The following is an 18,857-nucleotide window of genomic DNA, read 5'->3' on the forward strand; positions in this document are numbered from 1 at the left end:
CCGCGGCCAGAGAGCCAGGAGCCAGATGCACACCGCCATGTCACCCGCCGACACCGCCACGATTCGCGCCGAGCGCAGTCCCAGCCTCATCCGCGAAGCAGGCTACTCGTACTTCCCGATTGCCCTGATCGCCCGCCTGCCGTTCGCGATGATGGTCGTCGGCATCCTCACCCTCGTCGTCTCGGCGCGAGGCTCGCTCGCCCTCGGCGGCGCGACGAGCGCCATGACCGGCCTCGGCACGGCTCTCGTCGGGCCCCTGCTCGGGGCCGCGGCCGACCGGTTCGGCCAGCGCCGCGTGCTGCTGATCGCGGGCACCGCGAACAGCCTGCTGCTCGTCGCGATGGCCTGGCTCGCGTTCGCTCCGGTGATGGATGCCGCCCTGCTGGGTGTCGCGTTCCTCATCGGCGCGACGATGCCCCAGGTGGCGCCGCTCTCGCGCAGTCGCCTGGTGGGCATCATCGGCCGCGCGTTCCCCGCCTCTCGTCGGACGAAGGTCGTGAACGGCGCCATGGCGTACGAGTCCGCCGCCGACGAGATCGTCTTCGTGTTCGGTCCGGTGATCGTCGGGCTGCTCGCGACCACGCTGAACCCGGCCGCCCCGGTCATCGGCGCGGCGATCCTCGCCCTCGTCTTCGTGAGCGCGTTCGCACTGCATCCCACCGCCCGCACGGTCGCCGCGCACGGCGACGCCGGTCCGGCCCAGGCGCCCGCCCGCGAACTGTTCCGCGCGGGCGTGCTCGCACCCGCCGCCGGGGCGCTCGGCATGGGGCTCTTCTTCGGCTCGATGCTCACCTCGCTCACGGCGTTCATGGCAGAGCGCGGCGTGCCCGAACAGGCCGGGCTCGTCTACGGGGCGATGGGCATCGGCTCGGCGGCGCTGGCCCTGGGCGTCGCCCTCTTCCCGGCACGGTTCACGCTGCCCGCCCGCTGGCTGACCTTCGCCGCCGTGCTCGTGGCGGGCACGTTCGCGCTGCCGTTCGTCGACAGCGTCGCAGGGATCGCCGTGGCCCTGCTCGTCATCGGCGTCGGCATCGGGCCGACGCTCGTGACCCAGTACAGCCTCGCCGCCGGCTACAGCCCGCAGGGCCGGTCGGCCACGGTCATGACGATGCTGGGCTCGGCCGTCGTGGTGGGACAGTCGGCAGCATCCGCTCTTGTGGGCCTCATCGCCGACGGCGCGGGTGCACGCGCCGCGCTGGTCGCGCCCGTGGTCGCCGCCGCGGTCGTGCTCGCCGCGGGCGTCTGGAACCTGCTGGCCACCCGGCGCCGCAGCCGCGCGCAGCACTGAGCTCGGTTTCGCGCGTGTTCACGTGCCGGAGCGGGCGAGCAGCCTGCGGATCTCGGCGTTGGTGGCCTCGGACTGCTCCAGCAGGGCCCGCAGCCGCGCGGCATCGACATCCGCGGGCACAGCCGCCGCGCGGTCGGGCGCGGCATCGACGCCCTTGCCGACAGCCCCCGCAGCAGCGCCGGCGGCGACACCCCGCGAGGCGGCGTCCGCGAGCGACGAGCCCGCAGCGTCGTCGCCGGCATCGACCGCCGACACGGTGTCGTCGTCGGGGGCGGCGGTGGCGGCATCCTCTTCGTCCTCCGCCGAGGGGTCGGACTTCGACGGCCCGAGGAACACGTTGGCGAGATAGCCCGTGAACGTGCCGAAGATGCCGATGCCGACCACGATGATCACTGCGCCCAGGATGCGACCCAGGTTCGTCACCGGGTAGGTGTCGCCGTAGCCGACGGTCGCGATCGTGACGATCGTGTACCAGATGGCGTCCGAGGCGTTCGTGATGTTGGCGCCTTCGGCGTTCTCTTCGATGGCGAGCATCGAGATGCTGCCGAACTCGAGCACCAGGATGCCCATGAGCAGCAGGGTCATCAGCGCACTGTTCGCACGGTCTTTGACGAGCGTCCGCACGAGGGTGCGCACGCCGAGCTTGCGCAGCAGCCGGTACACGCGCACCAGGCGGAAGACGCGCAGGACCTTCAGCTCCGCGAACGGCAGGCTGGCCAGCAGGTCCGCCCAGCCGAAGTCCCGGAAGAAGTAGCGGGTCGCCGAGGGCGCCGTGAAGATCCGGTAGACGAAGTCGATCAGGAAGATGACGCTGAACAGGCCGTTCATGACGCTCAGCACCGTCTGCAGCGACGGATCGCTGCGGAAGACGTACACGAGCACGAGATTGAGGATCGACAGGATCGACAGGACCCCGATGAAGATCTCGTACGCCGTGTTCTTCAGTTCTGAGCGAACCTTCTTCGGTTTCGCGCTCTTGGCCATCATCGCCGCCCTCCGACAGGATCACGGCCGGAGTGCCGCCCGCGGGCACCATTGTGGCGCACCGCGGCGCGGCGGCGCGTCAGGCGCGGTCGGCGATGCGCTCCCCCGCCTCGACGCGGGCGGCGAGACGGTTGTTCAGGGGCGGCAGCGGGCACACGTAGTGGTCGCTGAACGCGCACGGCGGCAGGTAGGCGCGGTTGAAGTCGACGGTGACGGAGCCGTCTGCGGCGGGGACGTCGATCGGCAGGAAGCGGAACCGGTACGCGTCCACGTTGCTGGTGCCGTCGGCGATCACGGCCTCGAGCTCGTCGTCGAGGTCGCCCCACACCGTCAGCTCGACCGGCTCGCCGGCCACCTGGAGCGAGATCGTGCCGACGGCCGGTTCCTCACGCTCGTAGCCGTCGACGCTCTCGATGACGATCGACTGCCCCTCGGCGGCCGCATGGAAGACCCCCGGGAGCGCCCAGGCGTCGTCGTGCGGGAAGGAGAGGATGCCTCGCAGCGACGTGCGTCCGGGCGTCTCGGGGTCGAACACGCGCAGTGCGGGGGCGCCGCCGCGGTTGATGGCCTTCAGGCGCAGCGACCCGATGTCGAGGTGCTCGCCGGCCGACAGTGCGACCTCGGGCGTCTCGCCCGGCAGCCCGGTGCCGACGACCCGGCCGTCTTCGCCGTGCCACAGTCCGGGCGCGCCTTCGTACGCGCGATGCTCGGCGTCGAGCCAGTGCGTGAAGCGCAGCGCCGCGGTGCCGTGCGGGGCGGAGACGGCGGCGAAGCGGGCGTCTGCGGCAGTGTCGGGGGTGCTCACGGGCGAAGTCATACTCCATCCCAACACGTCCACGGGGCCGGAATTCCCCCGCACAGGCCCGCTCGTCATGCGGGGTCACCGTTGATACCTTGCACTTCTAGGTGACTTGTACTTCTATGTACCTAGATGTTCTAGGCATGAACGCGGGAGGCACGATGAAGATCGGCAAAGACCTGGTCGCCGCGGCGGCGACGCCGATGGTGCTCGGCATCCTCGCCGAGGGAGAGTCCTACGGGTACGCGATCCTGCAGCGCGTCGGCGAGCTGTCGGGCGGCGAGCTCGAGTGGAGCGACGGCATGCTGTATCCGCTGCTGCACCGCCTGGAGCGCCTCGGCCATGTCGAGTCGTCGTGGGGCGCCTCGCCGAGCGGCCGCCCGCGCAAGCACTACCGGCTGAGTTCCGAGGGGCGCGCCGCGTTCGCAGAGCAGCGCCGCCAGTGGACCGTCGTCAGCAAGGCGCTGCAGCAGGTGTGGCCGGGCCGGGACGGCGGCACCGACTTCTTCGGCGCTCCGGCGCTCGGGGGTGCGTGACATGAGCGACGATCCCGGCAAGGTCGACGACCTCGACGCGGGCACCGAGCAGCAGATCGCGGCCTGGCGCACGTACGTGTCGCGCCGCGAGGCCATCCACGGCCGCGACGTCGACGAACTCGAAGACCATCTGCGCGGCGAGATCGGCCGGCTGGCGGCATCCGGTCTCGACGCCGACGAGGCGTTCCTCGTCGGCGTGAAGCGCCTCGGCGCGCTTGACGAGCTCTCGCGCGAATACGCCCGCGAACACTCGGAACGGCTGTGGAAGCAGCTCATGTTCGGCGACGAGCCGACGGCGCCACGCAACGGGGGGCTGCTGCTCGCGGTGGGGCTCGCGCTCGGCGCCGCGATCGCGATCAAGCTGTCGGCGCTGTTCGGCGTGGACTTCGCGGCGCCCGGCGACTTCTACCCGCGGTTCCTGCCGCTGTTGATCCTGCCGTTCGTGGCGGCCTACTTCCTGGTGCGTCGCCGGGCTTCGCTCGCGACGATCGGCATCGTCGCGGCGCCGTTCGCCCTGGCCGCGGTGCCGATGGCGGTGTATCCGTTCCACAACGACGCAGCGACCCTCGTGCTCGCGACCACCCACTGCGCGGTCGCGCTGTGGCTCGTGATCGGCATCGCCTACGTCGACGGACGCGTGCGCTCCAGCCGCGCCCGCATGGACTTCATCCGCTTCACCGGCGAGTGGGTCGTGTACCTCGCGCTCATCGCGCTCGGCGGCGGCGTGCTCATCGCCCTCACGATGGGCGTGTTCGCCGCGATCGGGGTCGACGCGGCGATGTTCGTGCAGGACTGGATGCTGCCCTGCGGGGTCGCCGGCGCCGTCGTCATCGCGGCATGGCTCGTCGAGGCGAAGCAGAGCGTCATCGAGAACATCGCGCCGGTGCTGACGAAGCTGTTCACACCGCTGTTCACCCTGCTGCTGCTGGCGTTCATCGCGGCCGGCATCGTGCAGGGCGTCAGCACCGCGATCGGTGTCGAGGTGTTCGGCCAGCGCGATCTGCTCATCCTGTTCGATGTCGTGCTGGTCGTCGTGGTCGGGCTGCTGCTGTACGCGCAATCGGCGCGCGACCCGCTGGCGCCGCCGTCGTGGTTCGACCGGCTGCAGCTCGTGCTCGTGGCGGCGGCGATCGTCGTGGACGCGATGGTGCTGGTCGCGATGATCGGCCGCATCGCCGAGTGGGGCGCGAGCCCCAACAAGCTCGCCTCGCTGGGCCTCAACGTCATCCTGCTCGCGAACCTCGCCGGGGCGGCGTGGCTGCAGGTACGGTTCGTCATGCATCGCGCGCCGCTGGAGCGTCTGGAGCGCTGGCAGACCGGCTTCCTGCCGGTGTACCTGGCGTGGGCGGCGGTCGTCGTGGTGGTGTTCCCCCCGGTGTTCGGCTTCGTTTGACGGGACGGGATGCCGCGGCCGGCGGCATCCCGTCTCGAGCGTGTCGGGGGCGCGGCCTACGCTCGGGGCATGCACACGTGGGTGCTGCACGTCGACCTCGACCAGTTCATCGCGGCGGTCGAGATCCTGCGGCGGCCGGAGCTCGCCGGCAAGCCGGTGATCGTCGGCGGCCGCGGCGACCCCACCGAGCGCGCCGTCGTGTCGACGGCGTCTTACGAGGCGCGCGCGTTCGGCGTCGGGTCGGGGATGCCGCTGCGCATCGCCGCGCGGAAGATCCCGGATGCCGTCATCCTGCCGGTCGACGCGCCCACCTACCTCGCGGCGTCGGAAGAGGTGATGGCGACGCTGCGAGGCCAGCCCGGCGCCGTCGTGCAGGTGCTCGGCTGGGACGAGGCGTTCGTCGGGGTCTCGACGGATGATCCGGAGGCGTACGCGCGACGGCTGCAGGCGGAGGTGCTCCAGCGGACTCGGCTGCACTGCAGCATCGGCATCGGCGACACGCTCGTGCGCGCCAAGGTGGCGACGGGGTTCGGCAAGCCGCGGGGCGTCTTCCGCCTGACCGCCGAGAACTGGCTCGACGTCATGGGAGCACGCCCTGTCGCAGACCTGTGGGGCGTCGGGTCGAAGATCTCGAAGCGGCTCGGGCTGCTCGGCATTCGCACGGTCGCCGAGCTCGCGGCGGGCGACGAAGCCGCGCTCGTCGCCGAGTTCGGCCCCAAGATGGGGCTCTGGTACCGACAGCTGGGTCGCGGCGACGGCGCTTCGGTCGTCGACGACACGCCCTGGGTCGCGCGGGGGCACAGCAAGGAGACGACGTTCCAGGCCGACATCGTCGACCCGGCCGATATCGAGCGCGAGGCTCGGCGACTGCTCGACGCGGTGCTCGCCGAGGTGGCCGCCGACGAACGCCCCGTCGTCGGCCTCGGGCTCAAGGTGCGCTACGCGCCGTTCCTCACCAAGACCTTCACCAAGAAGGTCGCCTCGACCTTCGACCGGTCCGACGTCGTCGAGAAGGCGATGGAGCTCGTGGCGAAGATCGAGCCCGGCCGTCCGATCCGTCTGCTCGGCGTGCGCGCCGAGATGGCGATGCCCGACGACGTCCGCGAGGGCCACACCCCGACCCGCAGCGGGTGGTGACGACGCCGGTGACCTCGATCCCGTAATTGACAGCATCCTGTCAATCTGCCACCATGCGAGATGTGGACGACGACGCGATGTTCGACTTCTCGCTCGCGGTGTTCCGGGTCAACGGACTGCTCACCCGCAACGGCGAGCGTCTCACGGCTCCCGCCGGTCAGAGCAGCGCGCGGTGGCAGGTGCTGGGCCGCGCCGCCGACTCACCGCGGACCGTCGCGGCGATGGCACGAGAACTCGGCCACGCGCGGCAGAGCGTGCAGCGGGTCGCCGACGTCCTCGCCGCGGAGGGACTCGTCGTGTACATCGACGACCCCGCGGATCGGCGCGCGCGTCGCGTGGCGATCACCCCCGACGGCGAGCGCGCCCTCGCGCACATCATGACGCGGTACGCGCACTGGGCGTCACGCATGCGCACGCTCACCGATCCTGCCGTCGTCGCCCAGGCGACCGCGGTGCTCACTGCCGTGGGCGACGCGATCGAGTCGGATCTGGAGAAGGAGGAGACATGACCAAGCGCTACGTCGTGCTGTACCGGGCGCCCCGCTCGGTGGCCGAGCGGTTCGCGCAGGCCACGCCCGAAGAGGCGCAGCAAGGCCTCACACTGTGGCACGACTGGGCGGCACGCCTCGGCCCCGCACTCGTCGACGTGGGTCGGCCGCTCGGGGCGAAGGTCGACGTCACCCCCGACGGCGTCGTCGACAGCGGGAGCGACGTCATCGGGATGTCGCTCATCGAAGCGGAGTCGATGGATGCCGCTCTCGCCCTCGTCCGCGACCACCACCACCTGCACTGGGCCGAGGACTGCTCGATCACGCTGATCGAGGAGGCCCCGATCCCCGAGCTGCAGGGCTGAGCGCCCCGGTGCAGCCGCTCGGCAGCGCCTGACCCGCTCTGTCGACGAGCACTGGCAGTGCCTGTCACCGCGCCCGGCCCGGACGTAGCGTGGAGGCATGACCGACATCCGTGCCGAGGCGAAGGAGTTCCTGAGCTCGCGGCGAGCGCGCATCACCCCCGAGCAGGCGGGGCTTCCCGCGTACGGCGGCAACCGCCGGGTGGCGGGCCTGCGGCGCGAAGAGGTCGCGATGCTCGCCGGGGTGTCGGTCGACTACTACGTGCGTCTCGAGCGCGGCAATCTGTCGGGCGCCTCCGATGCAGTGCTGGATGCTGTCGCCCGGACCCTGCAGCTCGACGAGGCCGAGCGTGAGTACCTCTTCGACCTCGCCCGCGCGGCAGGGACGGTGCGCCGCGGCGAGCGCCGCGCGCCGTCGACGGTCCGCCCCGCCGTGCTGCAGGTGCTCGACGCGATCACCGAGGCGCCCGCGTGGGTGCGCAACGGCCGCCACGACATCCTCGCCGCGAATCTGCTCGCCCGCGCGCTGTACTCCCCCGTGTTCGATGACCCCCGCCGGCCCGTGAACACCACCCGCTTCGCGTATCTGAACCCCGCCGCGCGCGAGTTCTGGCGCGACTGGGACAGCATCACGCACGACTCCGCAGCGATGCTCCGGCTCGAAGCCGGCCGCAACCCGCACGACCCCGAGCTCATCCGGCTCATCGGCGAGCTGTCCACCCAGAGCGAGCTGTTCCGCGAACGCTGGGCGTCCCGCGACGTGAAGTTCCACCGCAGCGGCGTCAAGCGCCTCCATCACCCGGTCGTGGGCGACCTCGAGCTGAACTACGAGTCGATGGAACTGCCGAGCGAGCCCGGCCTCGTGCTCAACGTGTACACGGCGCCGGCGGGGTCGCCGTCGTCCGACGCGCTCAAGCTGCTCGCGTCGTGGGCGGCGACCCAGGCCGCCGAGTTCGCGGCGACGGATGCGAAGGCCTCGGGGGCGATCACTCGGGCATGACGACGAGCGTCGTGCGTGCGGCATCCACTCCGGTGATCACAGCCCCACCATCGCCATGCCGGCATCGTCGTAGCGATTGCCTGCGACGTTCGCCCCGAGGGCGTCGAGCGACGCGAGGTCGTCGGCCGACAGCGCGACGGCGGTCGATCCGGCGTTCTCGTCGACGCGCTCGCGCCGACGCGTTCCCGGGATCGGGACGATGAAGGGATGCCGCGACAGCAGCCAGGCCAGCGCCACCTGTGCGGGAGTCGCACCCCGCACCTGCGCCACCGCGCGCACGCCGTCGACGATCGCCTGGTTGGCTCGCAGGTTGTCGGGCTGGAAGCGGGGCACGCGCCCGCGGATCTCTCCCGCACCGAACGTGGCGTCGGCCGCGACCGTGCCGGTGAGGAACCCCTTGCCGAGCGGGCTGAACGGCACGAACCCGATGCCGAGCTCGGCGAGCGTGGGCAGCACCTCGGCCTCGGGGTCGCGGGTCCACAGCGAGTACTCGCTCTGCACCGCCGTCACCGGGTACACGGCGTGCGCTCGGCGGATGGTCTGAGCGCCGGCCTCCGACAGCCCGAAATGCTTGACCTTGCCCTCACGGACGAGTTCCGCCACGGCGCCGGCGACCTCTTCGATCGGCACGTCGGGGTCGACGCGATGCTGGTAGAACAGATCGATCGCGTCGACTCCCAGCCGCTGCAGCGACGCGTCCGCGACACGGCGAATCTGCTCGGGCCGCGAATCGGTCCCCTGCATCCTGCCGTCGACGATGTTCCAGCCGAACTTGGTGGCCACCACGACCTGATCGCGGATCGGGGCGATCGCCTCGCCCACCAGCACCTCGTTGTCATACGGCCCGTACACCTCGGCGGTGTCGATGAAGCTGATGCCCTGCTCGACGGCGTATCTCAGCACGCCGATCATGTCGTCGCGATCCCCCGGATTGGGGCCGTAACTCATCGACATGCCCATCGCGCCGATGCCGACGGCCGAGACCGCGAGTCCCTGACCGAGCCTCCTGGTGTGCATGGATCCTCCTCGCGCCGCCGGGGTCGCTCCCCCGCGGCATCCCCATTCCATCCCTTTCGGACCGCCCGCGGGAGTGCCTGCCGTGACAGGTACCGCCAGACCCTGTCCCGATCTCTTCGCGAGGAACAACACCCATCGTGCACCTGCCAGGATGAACGGGTGCGTGAGCTGATCGAGGTCGCGGACGGCGTCTCCGTCGCGACGAGCGCCATCATGTCTACGACGTCCACGGTGCTCGCCCGCGACGGCGCGGCGCTGCTGATCGACCCGTCCTGGCTGCCGAGCGAACTCGAGGGGCTCGCCGACGTCCTCGACGCCCGCGCGCTGAACGTCGTCGGCGGGTTCGCGACGCACGCCCACCACGACCATCTGCTGTGGCACGAGCGGTTCGGCGCGGCGCCGCGGTGGGCGTCGGCGGCGACGGCCGCGCTCGCCCGTGACGAGCGAGCTGCGCTGCTCGAGTTCCTCGGCGCCGAGTTCCCGCGCCCGCTTGCGGACCTCATGGGCCGTGTCGAAGGAGTGGATGCCGTCATTCCCGCCGACTCCGTCCCCTCCGGGTTCGCGCCCGAACTCGTCGTGCACGACGGGCATGCCCCTGGTCACACGGCGGTCTGGCTGCCCGACCAGCGGGTGCTGATCGCCGGCGACATGCTCAGCGATCTCGAGTTGCCGCTCCCGTTCTGGCCCGACGATCTCGACTCGTACGTCGCGGCGCTCGACCTGCTCGCCCCGTACGCCGCACGAGCGGCCATCGTGATCCCGGGGCACGGCACGCCAGGGGGCGACGCCGTCGCGCGCCTCGACGCCGACCGCCGCTACCTCGACGACGTCGTCGCCGGGCGCGTACCGGCCGACCCGCGGATGGCGCATCCGGGCATGGACGAGGAGTACGAGCACCTGAAGCGGCTGGTCGCGGGCTCCTAGCGCAGGTCGGCGAGCGCGCGGTGCACCGACGCGACCGCGCTGGACCCCTCGCCCACCGCGGCAGCGACGCGCTTCATCGACCCGCGCCGCACGTCGCCGGCGGCGAAGATGCGCGGCACCGAGGTCTCGAACGGCAGCGGCTCACGGCCGAGACCCTGCCAGCGTTCGAGCGACTGCAGCGACACGTCCGTGCCGGTGCGGAGGAAGCCGTCGGCATCCCGGTCCAGCTCGCCGAGCCACGAGGTGGCGGGCTCCGCGCCGATGAAGCAGAACAGTCCGCGCGCCGCGACGTCGCCGAACGAGTCGATGCTCACGCGCTCGAGCGTCGAACCGCCGTCGAGTCCGACGACACGCGACTGCGTGTGCACCTCGATGCGCCGGTCCTCGAGCAGGCGATCGACGAGGTACGACGACATGCGCGTGCCGAGGTCGGAGCCGCGGACGACGAGGTGCACGGGGCATCCGTTCGCCGCCAGGAAGAGCGATGCCTGCCCTGCCGAGTTCGCCCCGCCCACGACGACCACCGGCGACTCGTGCACCTGGCGCAGCTCGAGCGGAGTGGCGGCGTAGAAGATGCCGGCGCCTTCGAAATCGTTCCAGCGTTCGAGGTCCAAGGTGCGGTACGCGGCGCCGGAGGTGACGATCGCGGTGCGGGCTCGGATCACACGGCCGTCGGTGAGCGTGATGTCGAGCGTGTCGCCCGCCGAACGCAGTTCACGCGCCTCGCACGGCGCGTAGACCCGCACCCCGAACTTCAGGGCCTGGAGGGAGGCCTGCCCGATGAGGTCGCCGCCGCTCACGCCGAACGGGAAGCCGAGGAAGTTCTCGATGCGCGATGTCGCAACCGCCTGCCCGCCCGGCGCGACGGCATCCAGCAGCACCGTGCTGAGCCCCTCGGACGCTCCGTAGATCGCGGCCGCGAGGCCAGCGGGTCCCCCGCCGACCACGACGAGGTCGACCACCTCGTCGGCATGCGCCTGATAGCTGAGGCCGAGCCGTTCGGCGACCATGCCGGGTGTCGCGCGCCGCAGCGGCTCACCCTGGATGAATGCGACCGGCAGGTCCTCAGCGGTGATGCCGTGGTCGGCGAGCACGTCGAGGCCGCCCGGCGCGAGCTCCATCGCGGTGTGGACGAGGTCGAGGCGCTCGGCGAAGCGCCGCAGCGACAGGAAGTCGCGCGAGGAGCGGGCGCCGACGAGCTTGAGGGTGAGCGCCGCCGGTCCGCGGCGCAGCATCTCGCGGCGCGCCCACAGCGCGTGCAGGACGAGGTCGCACAGCTCGTCGTCCTCGGCCATGAGCAGTCGCAGGTTCGCGCGACTGACCCGCAGCATGCGCCCCGCCTGGGACGCGCGCGCCGACAGGAACGCGCCCTGGCCGTTGAGCAGCCCGAGCTCGCCGACGAACGAGCGCGGACCCATCGTGCCGATCACGGTCTCGGCCACCCACGACAGCGCGTCGCGGACGATCTGGACCTCACCTGTCTCGACCAGGATCAGGTCGTAGTCGAGGTCGCCCGCCCGGAACAGGTACTCGCCCTCGGCGACGTCGTGCTCCTCGCCGAACGTCTTCAGCCGCGTCCACTGCGCATCGGTCAGCGGCGGCTTCGACAGCCGGAGCATGTCGGGCTGCTTCATCGTCGTCCCTCTCCGCGTTCACTCACCGGTGGATCAGCCGGCGCCAGTCGTCGGGCACACGGCCCTCTGGACCGGGCGACGGCCATGCCTCGGGACGCGAGTCCGGGGGCGCCAGCGCGGGACCGTCGACGTACTCCTCGGCGACGTAGTCCCAGAACCACTCCTCCCCCGGCTCGAAGCTGCGGATGTACCGGTGGCCGGTGCCGCGGAAGTGGGCGGTGGCGTGCTGGGCCGGCGAGGTGTCGCAGCAGCCGATGTGCCCGCATTCGGCGCAGCGGCGCAGATGCACCCACCACCCGCCCACCGCTTCGCACTCCTCGCAGCCCTGCCCCGACGGCGCCGCACTGGGATCGATCCGGTCCAGACTCATGATCGCGATGCTAGCCCCCGTCGGCGACGCGCCGGTCAGAATGCGGGATCGTGACGGTCCCCTCAATCGAACCGCGCGGCGGTCTCGCGGGGATAGACGCCGCCCTTGAGCTTGACGAGCTGCGCGTGGGCGTACTCGCACACGAGAGCATGGCGATAGACCATGCGGGGCACGTCGACGTTGGAGTCCATCCAGAGGCTCATGCCGGCGAGCTTCCAGTGCCGGAACGTGTCGTCGCCGGTGACGAGGGCGAGGATCTCGAGGAACGAGTCGTCGAACCGGATCGAGTGCACCGCGCGGCGGTACTCCTCGACGGTCAGCGCCATCGAGAACGGGATGTTCATGAAGCACAGCGCGGTCTGGATGTCGAGCCGCAGGTAGCGTCGGCGCCAGCGCTCCGCGTCCAGGCGCGGCACGTCCAGCTGCGAGAAGTCGAGCGTCTCGGGTCGCGTCAGCGGCACCCGGTCGAGCGCGATGAGCACGTCGTAGACGTTCACGTCGTGCTCGACGACGGCATTGTCGCCCAGCCCCGAGAGCGTCTCGGGGCGCAGCGTGACCGGGGCCATCGCGACCGGGGTGTTGCGGATGATGAAGTTCACGAGGTTCGTCTCGACCACGAAGTGCCGGATCAGCAGCTCCACGGCGTCGGGCGACACGAACCGGCGGAGGAACCACACGCACAGCGCGTCCATGGTCCCCAGCGGCATCCAGCGGAACGGCAGCACCCGCTTGACGATCGAGATCAGCGCGACGAGGACGCGTGAGAGCACCCGCGCGATCGGGTACAGCCATCGCCGCGACAGGCGCCGCTGGTCGTCGATGATCTGCCGCACCAGCGCGCGGTCGAGCGGCACCGACGGGTCGGCGTAGATCGCCTCCCACATGCTCGGGTCCGACTTCACGTACTCCGGCATCGACCGCCGCGGCGCCGCCACGTCAGCGGTCCAGCTCTTCGAGCTGCAGGGCGTAGAGGCGCGCCACGACCTGCGCGCAGCGGACGATGTCGTCGGCCGCCGCGTCGTCGATGATGCCCGAGGCGAGGATCGCGTCGAGATCGCCCGTGTGCGCGCTGTCGGCCTGCTCGTGATAGCGCATGAAGTGCACCTGGCTGTCCGCGAGGCCGAGCACCTCCTGGAAGCGCACCGCCCATCCGGCGGCGCGCTGCGCGCCGAGCCCCTCGATGATGAACATCGCGCCCAGCAGCCCGACCGGGTTCGGCCGATCCGCGTAGTGGAACATGTACCCCGACAGCGCCTCGGAGCCGATGTTCTTGCGCCCCGCACGCAGTTCTTCGAGCGACCCGCCGACGGCCACGTAGTCCCGCTCGAGCATCAGGAAGTCACGGTGCTCCTCTTCGGCGTGCTTGATGGCCGCCGCGCGCAGCTCGAAGTGGGCGACGTCGAAGTTCGAGGCCGCCCGCGAGATCCACAGCGACCCGTCGACCACCTGCTGGCGCAGGTTGAACAGCAGGCGCAAATAGTCGTCGAGCGTGACGGTGCCCTCGTCGAGCCGCTGCAGGATCGGCACCCGCGCGAGGTGCAGCTCCAACTCGGCCCACACCTCGGCGAGGCGCTCGGCGAGGGTGTCGGTGGTGGTGGCGGTCACGTGCTCACTCCTTCATGTGGATGCCGCGGGCCGGCCGGGCGGGGCGACCACGGTGAGGTGGGCGAAGGCGAACGAGAAGCGGCCCGACTCGGGCACGGCCAGCAGCACGGTGTCGCCCACTGCGAACCGGCCCGTGCGCCAGGCCTCTTCGAGCGCGATGAAGATGCTCGCCGAGCCCGTGTTGCCGCGCGTCTCGAGGTTCGAGAACCACCGGTCGGTGTCGAGGGTCGGCACTCTGCGCCGCAGGGCGTCGAACGCGACGTCGCGGAACGCGTTGGTGCTGTAATGGCACACGACGTGGTCGAGGTGACCGACGTCGACGAGCCCGATGTCCACGAGCTCCTCGAACTGCGCGATGCCCGCACCGGCGAGGTCATCGAGCATGCTCACGTCCTGCCGCAGCAGGAACATGCCCGCCGCCTCGGCCTCGGCGATGCCGACGTCCTGCCACGTGCGGCCCACCGTCGCCTCGTGGCCGCTCATGCCGGCACGCATGCACACCTCGTGCTCGTGTGCGAGCGACACCTGGCGCACCCAGTCCACGCGCAGCGACGGACGGTCGGGGTGGGGCTGGAACTCCACGACGACGGCGCCGGCGCCGTCCGACAGCATCCATCTCAAGAAATGGGCGTCCATCCCGGATCGGATGCCGTCATACCGGCGCTGTCGCAGGCTGCGGCTGGCGAGCTCCGAAGCGACGACCGCGGCACGGGGGTGGTCGCCGAGCCGCACCTTGCTCACGACGGCGTCGAGCGCCGAGAGACTGGATGCGCACACGCCAGCGACCGACAGCAGCTGCTGGGGTCCGCCACCCAGGCGCCCGTGCACCATCGACGCGAAGCCCGGCACGAGCACGTCGCCCATCGTGGTCGCGCACGCCAGCATGCGGATGTCGGCCGCCCCGATGCCCCGGTCCGCGAACGCCGCCTGCAGCGCCTTCACCGCAAGCTGCTCGTTCAGCTCGGTCGGCTCGCCGTGCTCGTCGAGCGCGTAATGGCGCTGCCGGATGCCGTTGGCGTCGAGCACGCGCCGGCGGATCCGCTCGGTCACCGCGTCGTCGCCGCCCAGGCGCGCGGCGATGCCGTCGTTGTCGACCGGGTCGCCCGGAAGGTAGCTGCCGAACCCGGTCAGATAGGCGTTCGCCGTCACGGTGCACCGAGTTCGCCGGGGTGCGTGAGCCGCCACCACTCGGTGGGCTGCTCGATCGAGCCCTGCAGCACGACGTCGCTCGACACCGTGTTCGGGCCCGCGGTCCACGTGATGCTGCCGACGACCTCGCCGTCGGCATAGGTCTTCGGCGTCGTCGTCTTCATGTCGACGGTGATCGGGGTGTCGGACCACGTGAGGATCGACGTGTTGTCGGCGATCGCCAGCTTCGCGGTCGCGCCCCACGGGGTCGCGAGCGAGCCGACCTGCTGGTCGCGCTCGGCCACCGGGACGTCGCGGAACCCCTCGCCGATGCCCGTGAGCAGCGCGCGCACGTCGTTGTCGACGGCGGCGCGGGTCGTCTCGCCGAGCACGACGCCCACGATGCCGAGCGGCTGCCCGATCCCGACGTCCATGGTCGCCGTGTACAGCAGGTTGTAGGTGCCCTCGCCGAGGTTGCCCGTCTTCAGTCCGGTGATGCCGTTCACCCCGAGCAGGTCGTTCGTGTTGGCCATCGAGCCGGGGCCGGGCAGCGACAGCGAGCGGGTCGCCGCGATCGACGCGATCACGGGGTTCGCCGCTGCCAGCCGCCCCAGAGCGACGAGGTCGGTCGGCGTGCTCGTGTTGCGCGCGCTCATGCCGGTCGGCTCGACGAGGGTCGTCGACGTCAGCCCGTTGGCTGCGAGCCAGCGTCGGGCCGCCGAGACGAACGCTCCCTGCGACCCGTAGGCCCATGTCGACACCGCTTCGGCGTAGTTGCTCGCGGACGGGATGAGCATCGTCGCCAGCGCGTCGCGCTCCGACATCGAGCTGCCGATCGGCATCGCGGCGATCGTCGCACCCATGACGTAGTACTTGTCGTAGAGGTCGTGGTCGGCCTTGCTGAACGTGATCGTCGGACCGGGGTCGTTCGCATCGGCGAGCGGCTTCGCGTCGAGGATCACGAGGGCGGTGATCAGCTTGCTGAGGCTCGCCATGGGCCGCGGGTCGTTCGTCCCCGTCGTCGCCCACATGGTGCTCGCCGTCGGACCGAGGTAGGCGTCGGCGCCCGAGATCGCGATCGCGGAGGCCGCGCCTGCGGGGAGGACGACCGGCGCGGGAGAGGATGCCGGAGCCGCCGGTGCCTGCGACGTCATCGCCGGAGCACTCAGCGGTGCGGTGAGCGCCCAGCCGACATAGCCGCCGACGCTGCCGAGGATGACGACCAGCACGATCGCGGTGATGAGCAGGCCGCGTCGACCGCGTCTGCGTCGGGCCTCCGGATCCCTCTCGGTGAGTCCCTCGGTCAGCTCCTGCTCTTCGCGCATGAGCTCCGCGAGATCCGCGAACTCATCGGTCACCTCGTCGTGCGTCGCGATCGCTGGCCTCCGTCCGAAATTCTGCTCTAATCATGCATTATCGCCAGGCCCGCCGTTGCTCGGAATCCGCCGCGAGCCCGGTGGCGCACGATCAGGCCAACCCGAGCGCGCGCAGCTCGCGGATCCCCTCCTCGACGAGCTCCGGCAGTTCACGGGTCTCGGCCTCGTCGAGCCAGGCCGCGAAGGCCGCGCCGAGCACGGCGATGCCCGCCCAGGCGGCGATGGTGGCCGCCGGTTCGGTCACGCCGCGTGCGCGCAGTGCCGCCGCCATGGCGTCGGAGACCCCCGCCATCTTGAGCAGCTCCCGCTCCTGCAGGCCGGGGTTCGCCGTGATGACGGAGGCACGCACACGCGCACCCTGCCGGTTCTCGGGTGCGAAGAATCCGATGCCCTTCCGCAGGCCGTCCGCGACGGCATCCAGCGGCGACGCCCCGGCGGGAGCAGTCTCGACACCGATCACGAACCCCGAGGCGAACTGGCCCTGGTCGCTGAACAGCACCTCGCGCTTGTCGGTGAAGTAGCGGAAGAAGGTGCGCTCGGTCACGCCCGCCCGCTCGGCGATCGCCGCTACGGTCGTCGACTCGACACCGCGTTCCGCGAACAGCTCGACGGCGGCCCTGCGCAATCGCCCGGCCGCATCGGGCTCCCATCTCGCCATGCTCCGATCGTAGTCGATGACAGTCACTGACATCAGTGCTATTGTCGACGATGTCAGTTCCTGACATCACTCATCTAGGAGGACAACATGCGGTACTTCGTCACGGGCGCATCGGGCTGGATCGGCTCGGCGGTCACGCGGGAGCTCCTCTCGACCGGACACAGCGTCTCGGGCCTGGCCCGGTCCGATGCCTCGGCGGCCGCGATCGCGGCGCTGGGCGCCGACGTCGTGCGCGGCTCGCTCACGGACCTGGACGTGCTGAGGGATGCCGCGGCCGCGACCGATGCCGTCGTGCATCTCGCCTTCATCCACGACTTCAGCGACTTCCTCACCTCGGTGCGCGTGGATCGCGAAGCCATCGAGACCTTCGCGTCGGCCCTGGAGGGCAGCGGCAAGAGCCTCGCCATCGCCTCGGGAGTCGCCGGGCTCACCGAAGGACGACCTGCGACCGAGGACGACCGGGTCGTGGGTCCGAACCCGCGTGGAGACAACGCGACATACGTGCTGACGCTCGCCGAGCGCGGCATCAAGCCATTGATCCTGCGTTTCGCCCCGAGCGTGCACGGCACCGCGGGTGACCACGGATTCGTGCGCACCATTGCCGAGATCGCCCGCGCGCGTGGCGTCTCGGGCTACGTCGGCGACGGCACGACGCGGTGGGCGGCCGTGCATCGTGACGACGCTGCGCCCATCGTCCGTCTGGCGCTGGAGTCACCGGACCGCGGCAGTGTGGTGCACGCCGTCGCCCAGGAAGGGGTGCGCGCGCGAGACATCGCGGAAGCCCTCGGCGCACGACTCGGCCTGCCGACGGTCTCGATCGCCCCGGAAGACGCGGTCGACCACTTCGGCTGGGTGGGTCCGTTCTTCGGCGCGGACCTCACCGCCACCAGCACGATCACGCGCGAGCGGTGGGGATGGCAGCCGACGCACCCGACGCTCCTCGCCGACATCGCCGAGGGCGGCTACGACGTGCCGGAGCGGCTGAGCGCGTGAACCCGACGGCCCGGTCCGGGATTCCGGGCCGGGCCGGCCCCGCGTGCGCCCGCGCCGGCTCCGGCTGACACACTGGGCGGATGAGCACTCTTCGCGAACGACTGCGGGTCGAGGCATCCATCGTCGGAGAGGCTCCCCCGTTCGACCCGTCGGCCGCGCCCGACGACCCGCAGACGCTGTTCCGCGACTGGCTCGACGCGGCGCTCGCAGCGGGCATCCCGGAGCCTCACGCGGTCACGCTGTCGACGGTCGACGCGGACGGCCGCCCCGACGCCCGCGTGCTTGTGCTGAAGGACGTGACCGACGAGGGCGCCTTCGAGATCGCCACGGGAAGCGAGTCGGCCAAGGGCGCGCAGCTGCACGCGAATCCGAACGTGGCGCTGACGTTCTACTGGTCGCCGCTCGCGCGCTCCGTGCGCATCCGCGGAGTCGCCGCCGCCGCGAGCGCCGAGGAGTCGGCCGCCGACTTCCGCGCCCGCAATCCCGCCGCGAAGGCGATCGCCCTCGCCGGCAGGCAGAGTGCTCCGCTCACCGATCTGGTCGAGCGCGACCGCCTCATCGCCGAGAACCTCGCGACCCTCGAGGCTGATCCGGGACGCGTGTCACCGGGGTGGGCGCTGTGGCGCATCCGTCCGATCAGCGTCGAATTCTGGCAGGGCGAATCCACCCGCAACCACGTGCGACTGCAGTACATCCGCACCGACGACGGGTGGCGGCACGGGAAACTCTGGGCCTAGACACGCTCCGCGACGATGGTCGCCTGCAGCCGCACGCCGGGGTCCGCGCGAACTCCAGCGCAGGCGATGAGCACCCGGTCGGCGGCGTGTGCGGCATCCACCGTTCCCAATCGGAGCGATGGGCGAGATGCAGGATCTCCACCGCTTCAACCTCGTGCGGCTAGCATTCGAGGATGACCGACCCGGCTGCGATCGACGACGTCTCCATCGGCGGCGAGGGCATCCGGCTCGGACAGTTCCTCAAGTTCGCCGGGCTCCTCGACTCGGGCGGCGACGTGAAAGAGGCCATCATCGACGGTTACGTCACGGTGAACGGCGACGTGGACCGCCGACGAGGCCGCCAGCTGCAACTCGGCGACATCGTCGCCTACGAGGGGCGCATCGTCCGCGTCTGCGCCTGAGCACCCGACATCGCCGCGACGGTAACG

21 protein-coding genes are annotated in these 18,857 nt (G+C 71.0%); 11 read left to right on the forward strand and 10 right to left on the reverse strand.

Annotation, left to right across the window (positions count from 1 at the left end; translation table 11 throughout):
• The first annotated feature begins 25 nt into the window (after positions 1-25).
• Complete coding sequence (locus tag IF188_RS01990; RefSeq protein WP_191170090.1) at positions 26-1,288, forward strand: MFS transporter; 1,263 nt, start codon at positions 26-28, stop codon at positions 1,286-1,288.
• An 18-nt stretch (positions 1,289-1,306) separates the two neighbouring features.
• Here the strand turns inward: IF188_RS01990 and IF188_RS01995 are convergent, their stop codons facing one another.
• Together IF188_RS01995 and IF188_RS02000 are read right to left on the reverse strand one after the other, a co-directional pair.
• Positions 1,307-2,275 (reverse strand): ion transporter, encoded by a 969-nt coding sequence (locus tag IF188_RS01995; protein WP_224751280.1) that lies wholly within the window; start codon positions 2,273-2,275, stop codon positions 1,307-1,309.
• Between the two features lie 76 nt (positions 2,276-2,351).
• Positions 2,352-3,077 (reverse strand): DUF1684 domain-containing protein, encoded by a 726-nt coding sequence (locus IF188_RS02000; protein ID WP_191170091.1) that lies wholly within the window; start codon positions 3,075-3,077, stop codon positions 2,352-2,354.
• 155 nt (positions 3,078-3,232) lie between these two features.
• Here IF188_RS02000 and IF188_RS02005 point away from each other — a divergent pair, with 155 nt between their 5' ends.
• The 6 genes from IF188_RS02005 (at position 3,233) to IF188_RS02030 (ending at position 7,987) form a co-directional block, all read left to right on the forward strand.
• Positions 3,233-3,607 carry a PadR family transcriptional regulator gene (locus IF188_RS02005; RefSeq protein WP_191170309.1) on the forward strand — a complete coding sequence of 125 codons (375 nt, stop codon included), beginning with the start codon at positions 3,233-3,235 and terminating at the stop codon, positions 3,605-3,607.
• Between the two features lies 1 nt (position 3,608).
• Positions 3,609-5,000 (forward strand): hypothetical protein, encoded by a 1,392-nt coding sequence (locus IF188_RS02010; protein WP_191170092.1) that lies wholly within the window; start codon positions 3,609-3,611, stop codon positions 4,998-5,000.
• A 69-nt stretch (positions 5,001-5,069) separates the two neighbouring features.
• Positions 5,070-6,137: a DNA polymerase IV gene (locus tag IF188_RS02015; protein WP_191170093.1), complete on the forward strand. Its 1,068-nt coding sequence runs from the start codon at positions 5,070-5,072 to the stop codon at positions 6,135-6,137.
• Between the two features lie 53 nt (positions 6,138-6,190).
• The gene (locus tag IF188_RS02020) at positions 6,191-6,646 is read left to right on the forward strand and encodes a MarR family winged helix-turn-helix transcriptional regulator (RefSeq protein ID WP_191170094.1); all 456 of its coding nucleotides are present in this window, start codon (positions 6,191-6,193) and stop codon (positions 6,644-6,646) included.
• On the forward strand, positions 6,643-6,990 hold the full coding sequence (locus IF188_RS02025) for a YciI family protein (protein ID WP_191170095.1): 348 nt from the start codon (positions 6,643-6,645) through the stop codon (positions 6,988-6,990). Before IF188_RS02020 ends, IF188_RS02025 begins: the two co-directional genes overlap by 4 nt.
• A gap of 97 nt (positions 6,991-7,087) precedes the next feature.
• A complete protein-coding gene (locus IF188_RS02030; protein WP_191170096.1) occupies positions 7,088-7,987 on the forward strand; it encodes a helix-turn-helix transcriptional regulator in 900 nt (299 codons plus the stop codon).
• Between the two features lie 36 nt (positions 7,988-8,023).
• On the opposite strand, the gene IF188_RS02035 is transcribed toward IF188_RS02030, so the two are convergent.
• Positions 8,024-9,004 (reverse strand): aldo/keto reductase, encoded by a 981-nt coding sequence (locus IF188_RS02035; RefSeq protein WP_191170097.1) that lies wholly within the window; start codon positions 9,002-9,004, stop codon positions 8,024-8,026.
• A gap of 159 nt (positions 9,005-9,163) precedes the next feature.
• Here IF188_RS02035 and IF188_RS02040 point away from each other — a divergent pair, with 159 nt between their 5' ends.
• Entirely contained in the window at positions 9,164-9,928 is a 765-nt protein-coding gene (locus IF188_RS02040) for an MBL fold metallo-hydrolase (protein WP_191170098.1), read from the forward strand.
• Here the strand turns inward: IF188_RS02040 and IF188_RS02045 are convergent.
• The 7 genes from IF188_RS02045 to IF188_RS02070 all read right to left on the reverse strand — a co-directional run bounded on the left by IF188_RS02045 (position 9,925) and on the right by IF188_RS02070 (position 16,732).
• Positions 9,925-11,562: an FAD-dependent oxidoreductase gene (locus IF188_RS02045; RefSeq protein WP_191170099.1), complete on the reverse strand. Its 1,638-nt coding sequence runs from the start codon at positions 11,560-11,562 to the stop codon at positions 9,925-9,927. The genes IF188_RS02040 and IF188_RS02045 overlap by 4 nt on opposite strands.
• A gap of 22 nt (positions 11,563-11,584) precedes the next feature.
• The gene (locus IF188_RS02050; protein WP_191170100.1) at positions 11,585-11,932 is read right to left on the reverse strand and encodes a UBP-type zinc finger domain-containing protein; all 348 of its coding nucleotides are present in this window, start codon (positions 11,930-11,932) and stop codon (positions 11,585-11,587) included.
• Positions 11,933-11,994: 62 nt separating this feature from the next.
• A complete protein-coding gene (locus IF188_RS02055) occupies positions 11,995-12,846 on the reverse strand; it encodes a DUF6999 family protein (protein WP_191170101.1) in 852 nt (283 codons plus the stop codon).
• Positions 12,847-12,868: 22 nt separating this feature from the next.
• Positions 12,869-13,537, reverse strand: coding sequence for an iron-containing redox enzyme family protein (locus tag IF188_RS20455; protein WP_318152717.1), 669 nt, complete (start codon positions 13,535-13,537; stop codon positions 12,869-12,871).
• 12 nt (positions 13,538-13,549) lie between these two features.
• Positions 13,550-14,686 carry a 3-oxoacyl-[acyl-carrier-protein] synthase III C-terminal domain-containing protein gene (locus tag IF188_RS20460; RefSeq protein ID WP_318152719.1) on the reverse strand — a complete coding sequence of 379 codons (1,137 nt, stop codon included), beginning with the start codon at positions 14,684-14,686 and terminating at the stop codon, positions 13,550-13,552.
• Positions 14,683-16,023: a D-alanyl-D-alanine carboxypeptidase family protein gene (locus IF188_RS02065; RefSeq protein WP_318152720.1), complete on the reverse strand. Its 1,341-nt coding sequence runs from the start codon at positions 16,021-16,023 to the stop codon at positions 14,683-14,685. The genes IF188_RS20460 and IF188_RS02065 overlap by 4 nt, the downstream gene beginning before the upstream one ends.
• Before the next feature lie 109 nt (positions 16,024-16,132).
• Positions 16,133-16,732 carry a TetR family transcriptional regulator gene (locus tag IF188_RS02070; protein ID WP_224751282.1) on the reverse strand — a complete coding sequence of 200 codons (600 nt, stop codon included), beginning with the start codon at positions 16,730-16,732 and terminating at the stop codon, positions 16,133-16,135.
• Between the two features lie 54 nt (positions 16,733-16,786).
• Here IF188_RS02070 and IF188_RS02075 point away from each other — a divergent pair, with 54 nt between their 5' ends.
• From IF188_RS02075 to IF188_RS02085, 3 genes are all read left to right on the forward strand, one after another.
• Positions 16,787-17,692 (forward strand): SDR family oxidoreductase, encoded by a 906-nt coding sequence (locus tag IF188_RS02075; protein ID WP_191170102.1) that lies wholly within the window; start codon positions 16,787-16,789, stop codon positions 17,690-17,692.
• An 80-nt stretch (positions 17,693-17,772) separates the two neighbouring features.
• Positions 17,773-18,429, forward strand: a complete 657-nt coding sequence (locus IF188_RS02080; RefSeq protein ID WP_191170103.1) for a pyridoxine/pyridoxamine 5'-phosphate oxidase — start codon at positions 17,773-17,775, stop codon at positions 18,427-18,429.
• Positions 18,430-18,602: 173 nt separating this feature from the next.
• Positions 18,603-18,830 (forward strand): RNA-binding S4 domain-containing protein, encoded by a 228-nt coding sequence (locus IF188_RS02085; RefSeq protein WP_191170104.1) that lies wholly within the window; start codon positions 18,603-18,605, stop codon positions 18,828-18,830.
• Positions 18,831-18,857 lie beyond the last annotated feature (27 nt).

The organism is Microbacterium helvum, assembly GCF_014779795.1.
GTDB lineage: Bacteria > Actinomycetota > Actinomycetes > Actinomycetales > Microbacteriaceae > Microbacterium > Microbacterium helvum.

Coding starts and splice junctions, on each gene's coding strand:
- IF188_RS01990 (WP_191170090.1), top strand. CDS start 26: ATGCACACCGCCATGTCACCCGCCGACACCGCCACGATTCGCGCCGAG.
- IF188_RS01995 (WP_224751280.1), bottom strand. CDS start 2,275: ATGATGGCCAAGAGCGCGAAACCGAAGAAGGTTCGCTCAGAACTGAAG.
- IF188_RS02005 (WP_191170309.1), top strand. CDS start 3,233: ATGAAGATCGGCAAAGACCTGGTCGCCGCGGCGGCGACGCCGATGGTG.
- IF188_RS02010 (WP_191170092.1), top strand. CDS start 3,609: ATGAGCGACGATCCCGGCAAGGTCGACGACCTCGACGCGGGCACCGAG.
- IF188_RS02015 (WP_191170093.1), top strand. CDS start 5,070: ATGCACACGTGGGTGCTGCACGTCGACCTCGACCAGTTCATCGCGGCG.
- IF188_RS02020 (WP_191170094.1), top strand. CDS start 6,191: ATGCGAGATGTGGACGACGACGCGATGTTCGACTTCTCGCTCGCGGTG.
- IF188_RS02025 (WP_191170095.1), top strand. CDS start 6,643: ATGACCAAGCGCTACGTCGTGCTGTACCGGGCGCCCCGCTCGGTGGCC.
- IF188_RS02030 (WP_191170096.1), top strand. CDS start 7,088: ATGACCGACATCCGTGCCGAGGCGAAGGAGTTCCTGAGCTCGCGGCGA.
- IF188_RS02035 (WP_191170097.1), bottom strand. CDS start 9,004: ATGCACACCAGGAGGCTCGGTCAGGGACTCGCGGTCTCGGCCGTCGGC.
- IF188_RS02045 (WP_191170099.1), bottom strand. CDS start 11,562: ATGAAGCAGCCCGACATGCTCCGGCTGTCGAAGCCGCCGCTGACCGAT.
- IF188_RS02050 (WP_191170100.1), bottom strand. CDS start 11,932: ATGAGTCTGGACCGGATCGATCCCAGTGCGGCGCCGTCGGGGCAGGGC.
- IF188_RS02055 (WP_191170101.1), bottom strand. CDS start 12,846: ATGCCGGAGTACGTGAAGTCGGACCCGAGCATGTGGGAGGCGATCTAC.
- IF188_RS02070 (WP_224751282.1), bottom strand. CDS start 16,732: ATGTCAGTGACTGTCATCGACTACGATCGGAGCATGGCGAGATGGGAG.
- IF188_RS02075 (WP_191170102.1), top strand. CDS start 16,787: ATGCGGTACTTCGTCACGGGCGCATCGGGCTGGATCGGCTCGGCGGTC.
- IF188_RS02080 (WP_191170103.1), top strand. CDS start 17,773: ATGAGCACTCTTCGCGAACGACTGCGGGTCGAGGCATCCATCGTCGGA.
- IF188_RS02085 (WP_191170104.1), top strand. CDS start 18,603: ATGACCGACCCGGCTGCGATCGACGACGTCTCCATCGGCGGCGAGGGC.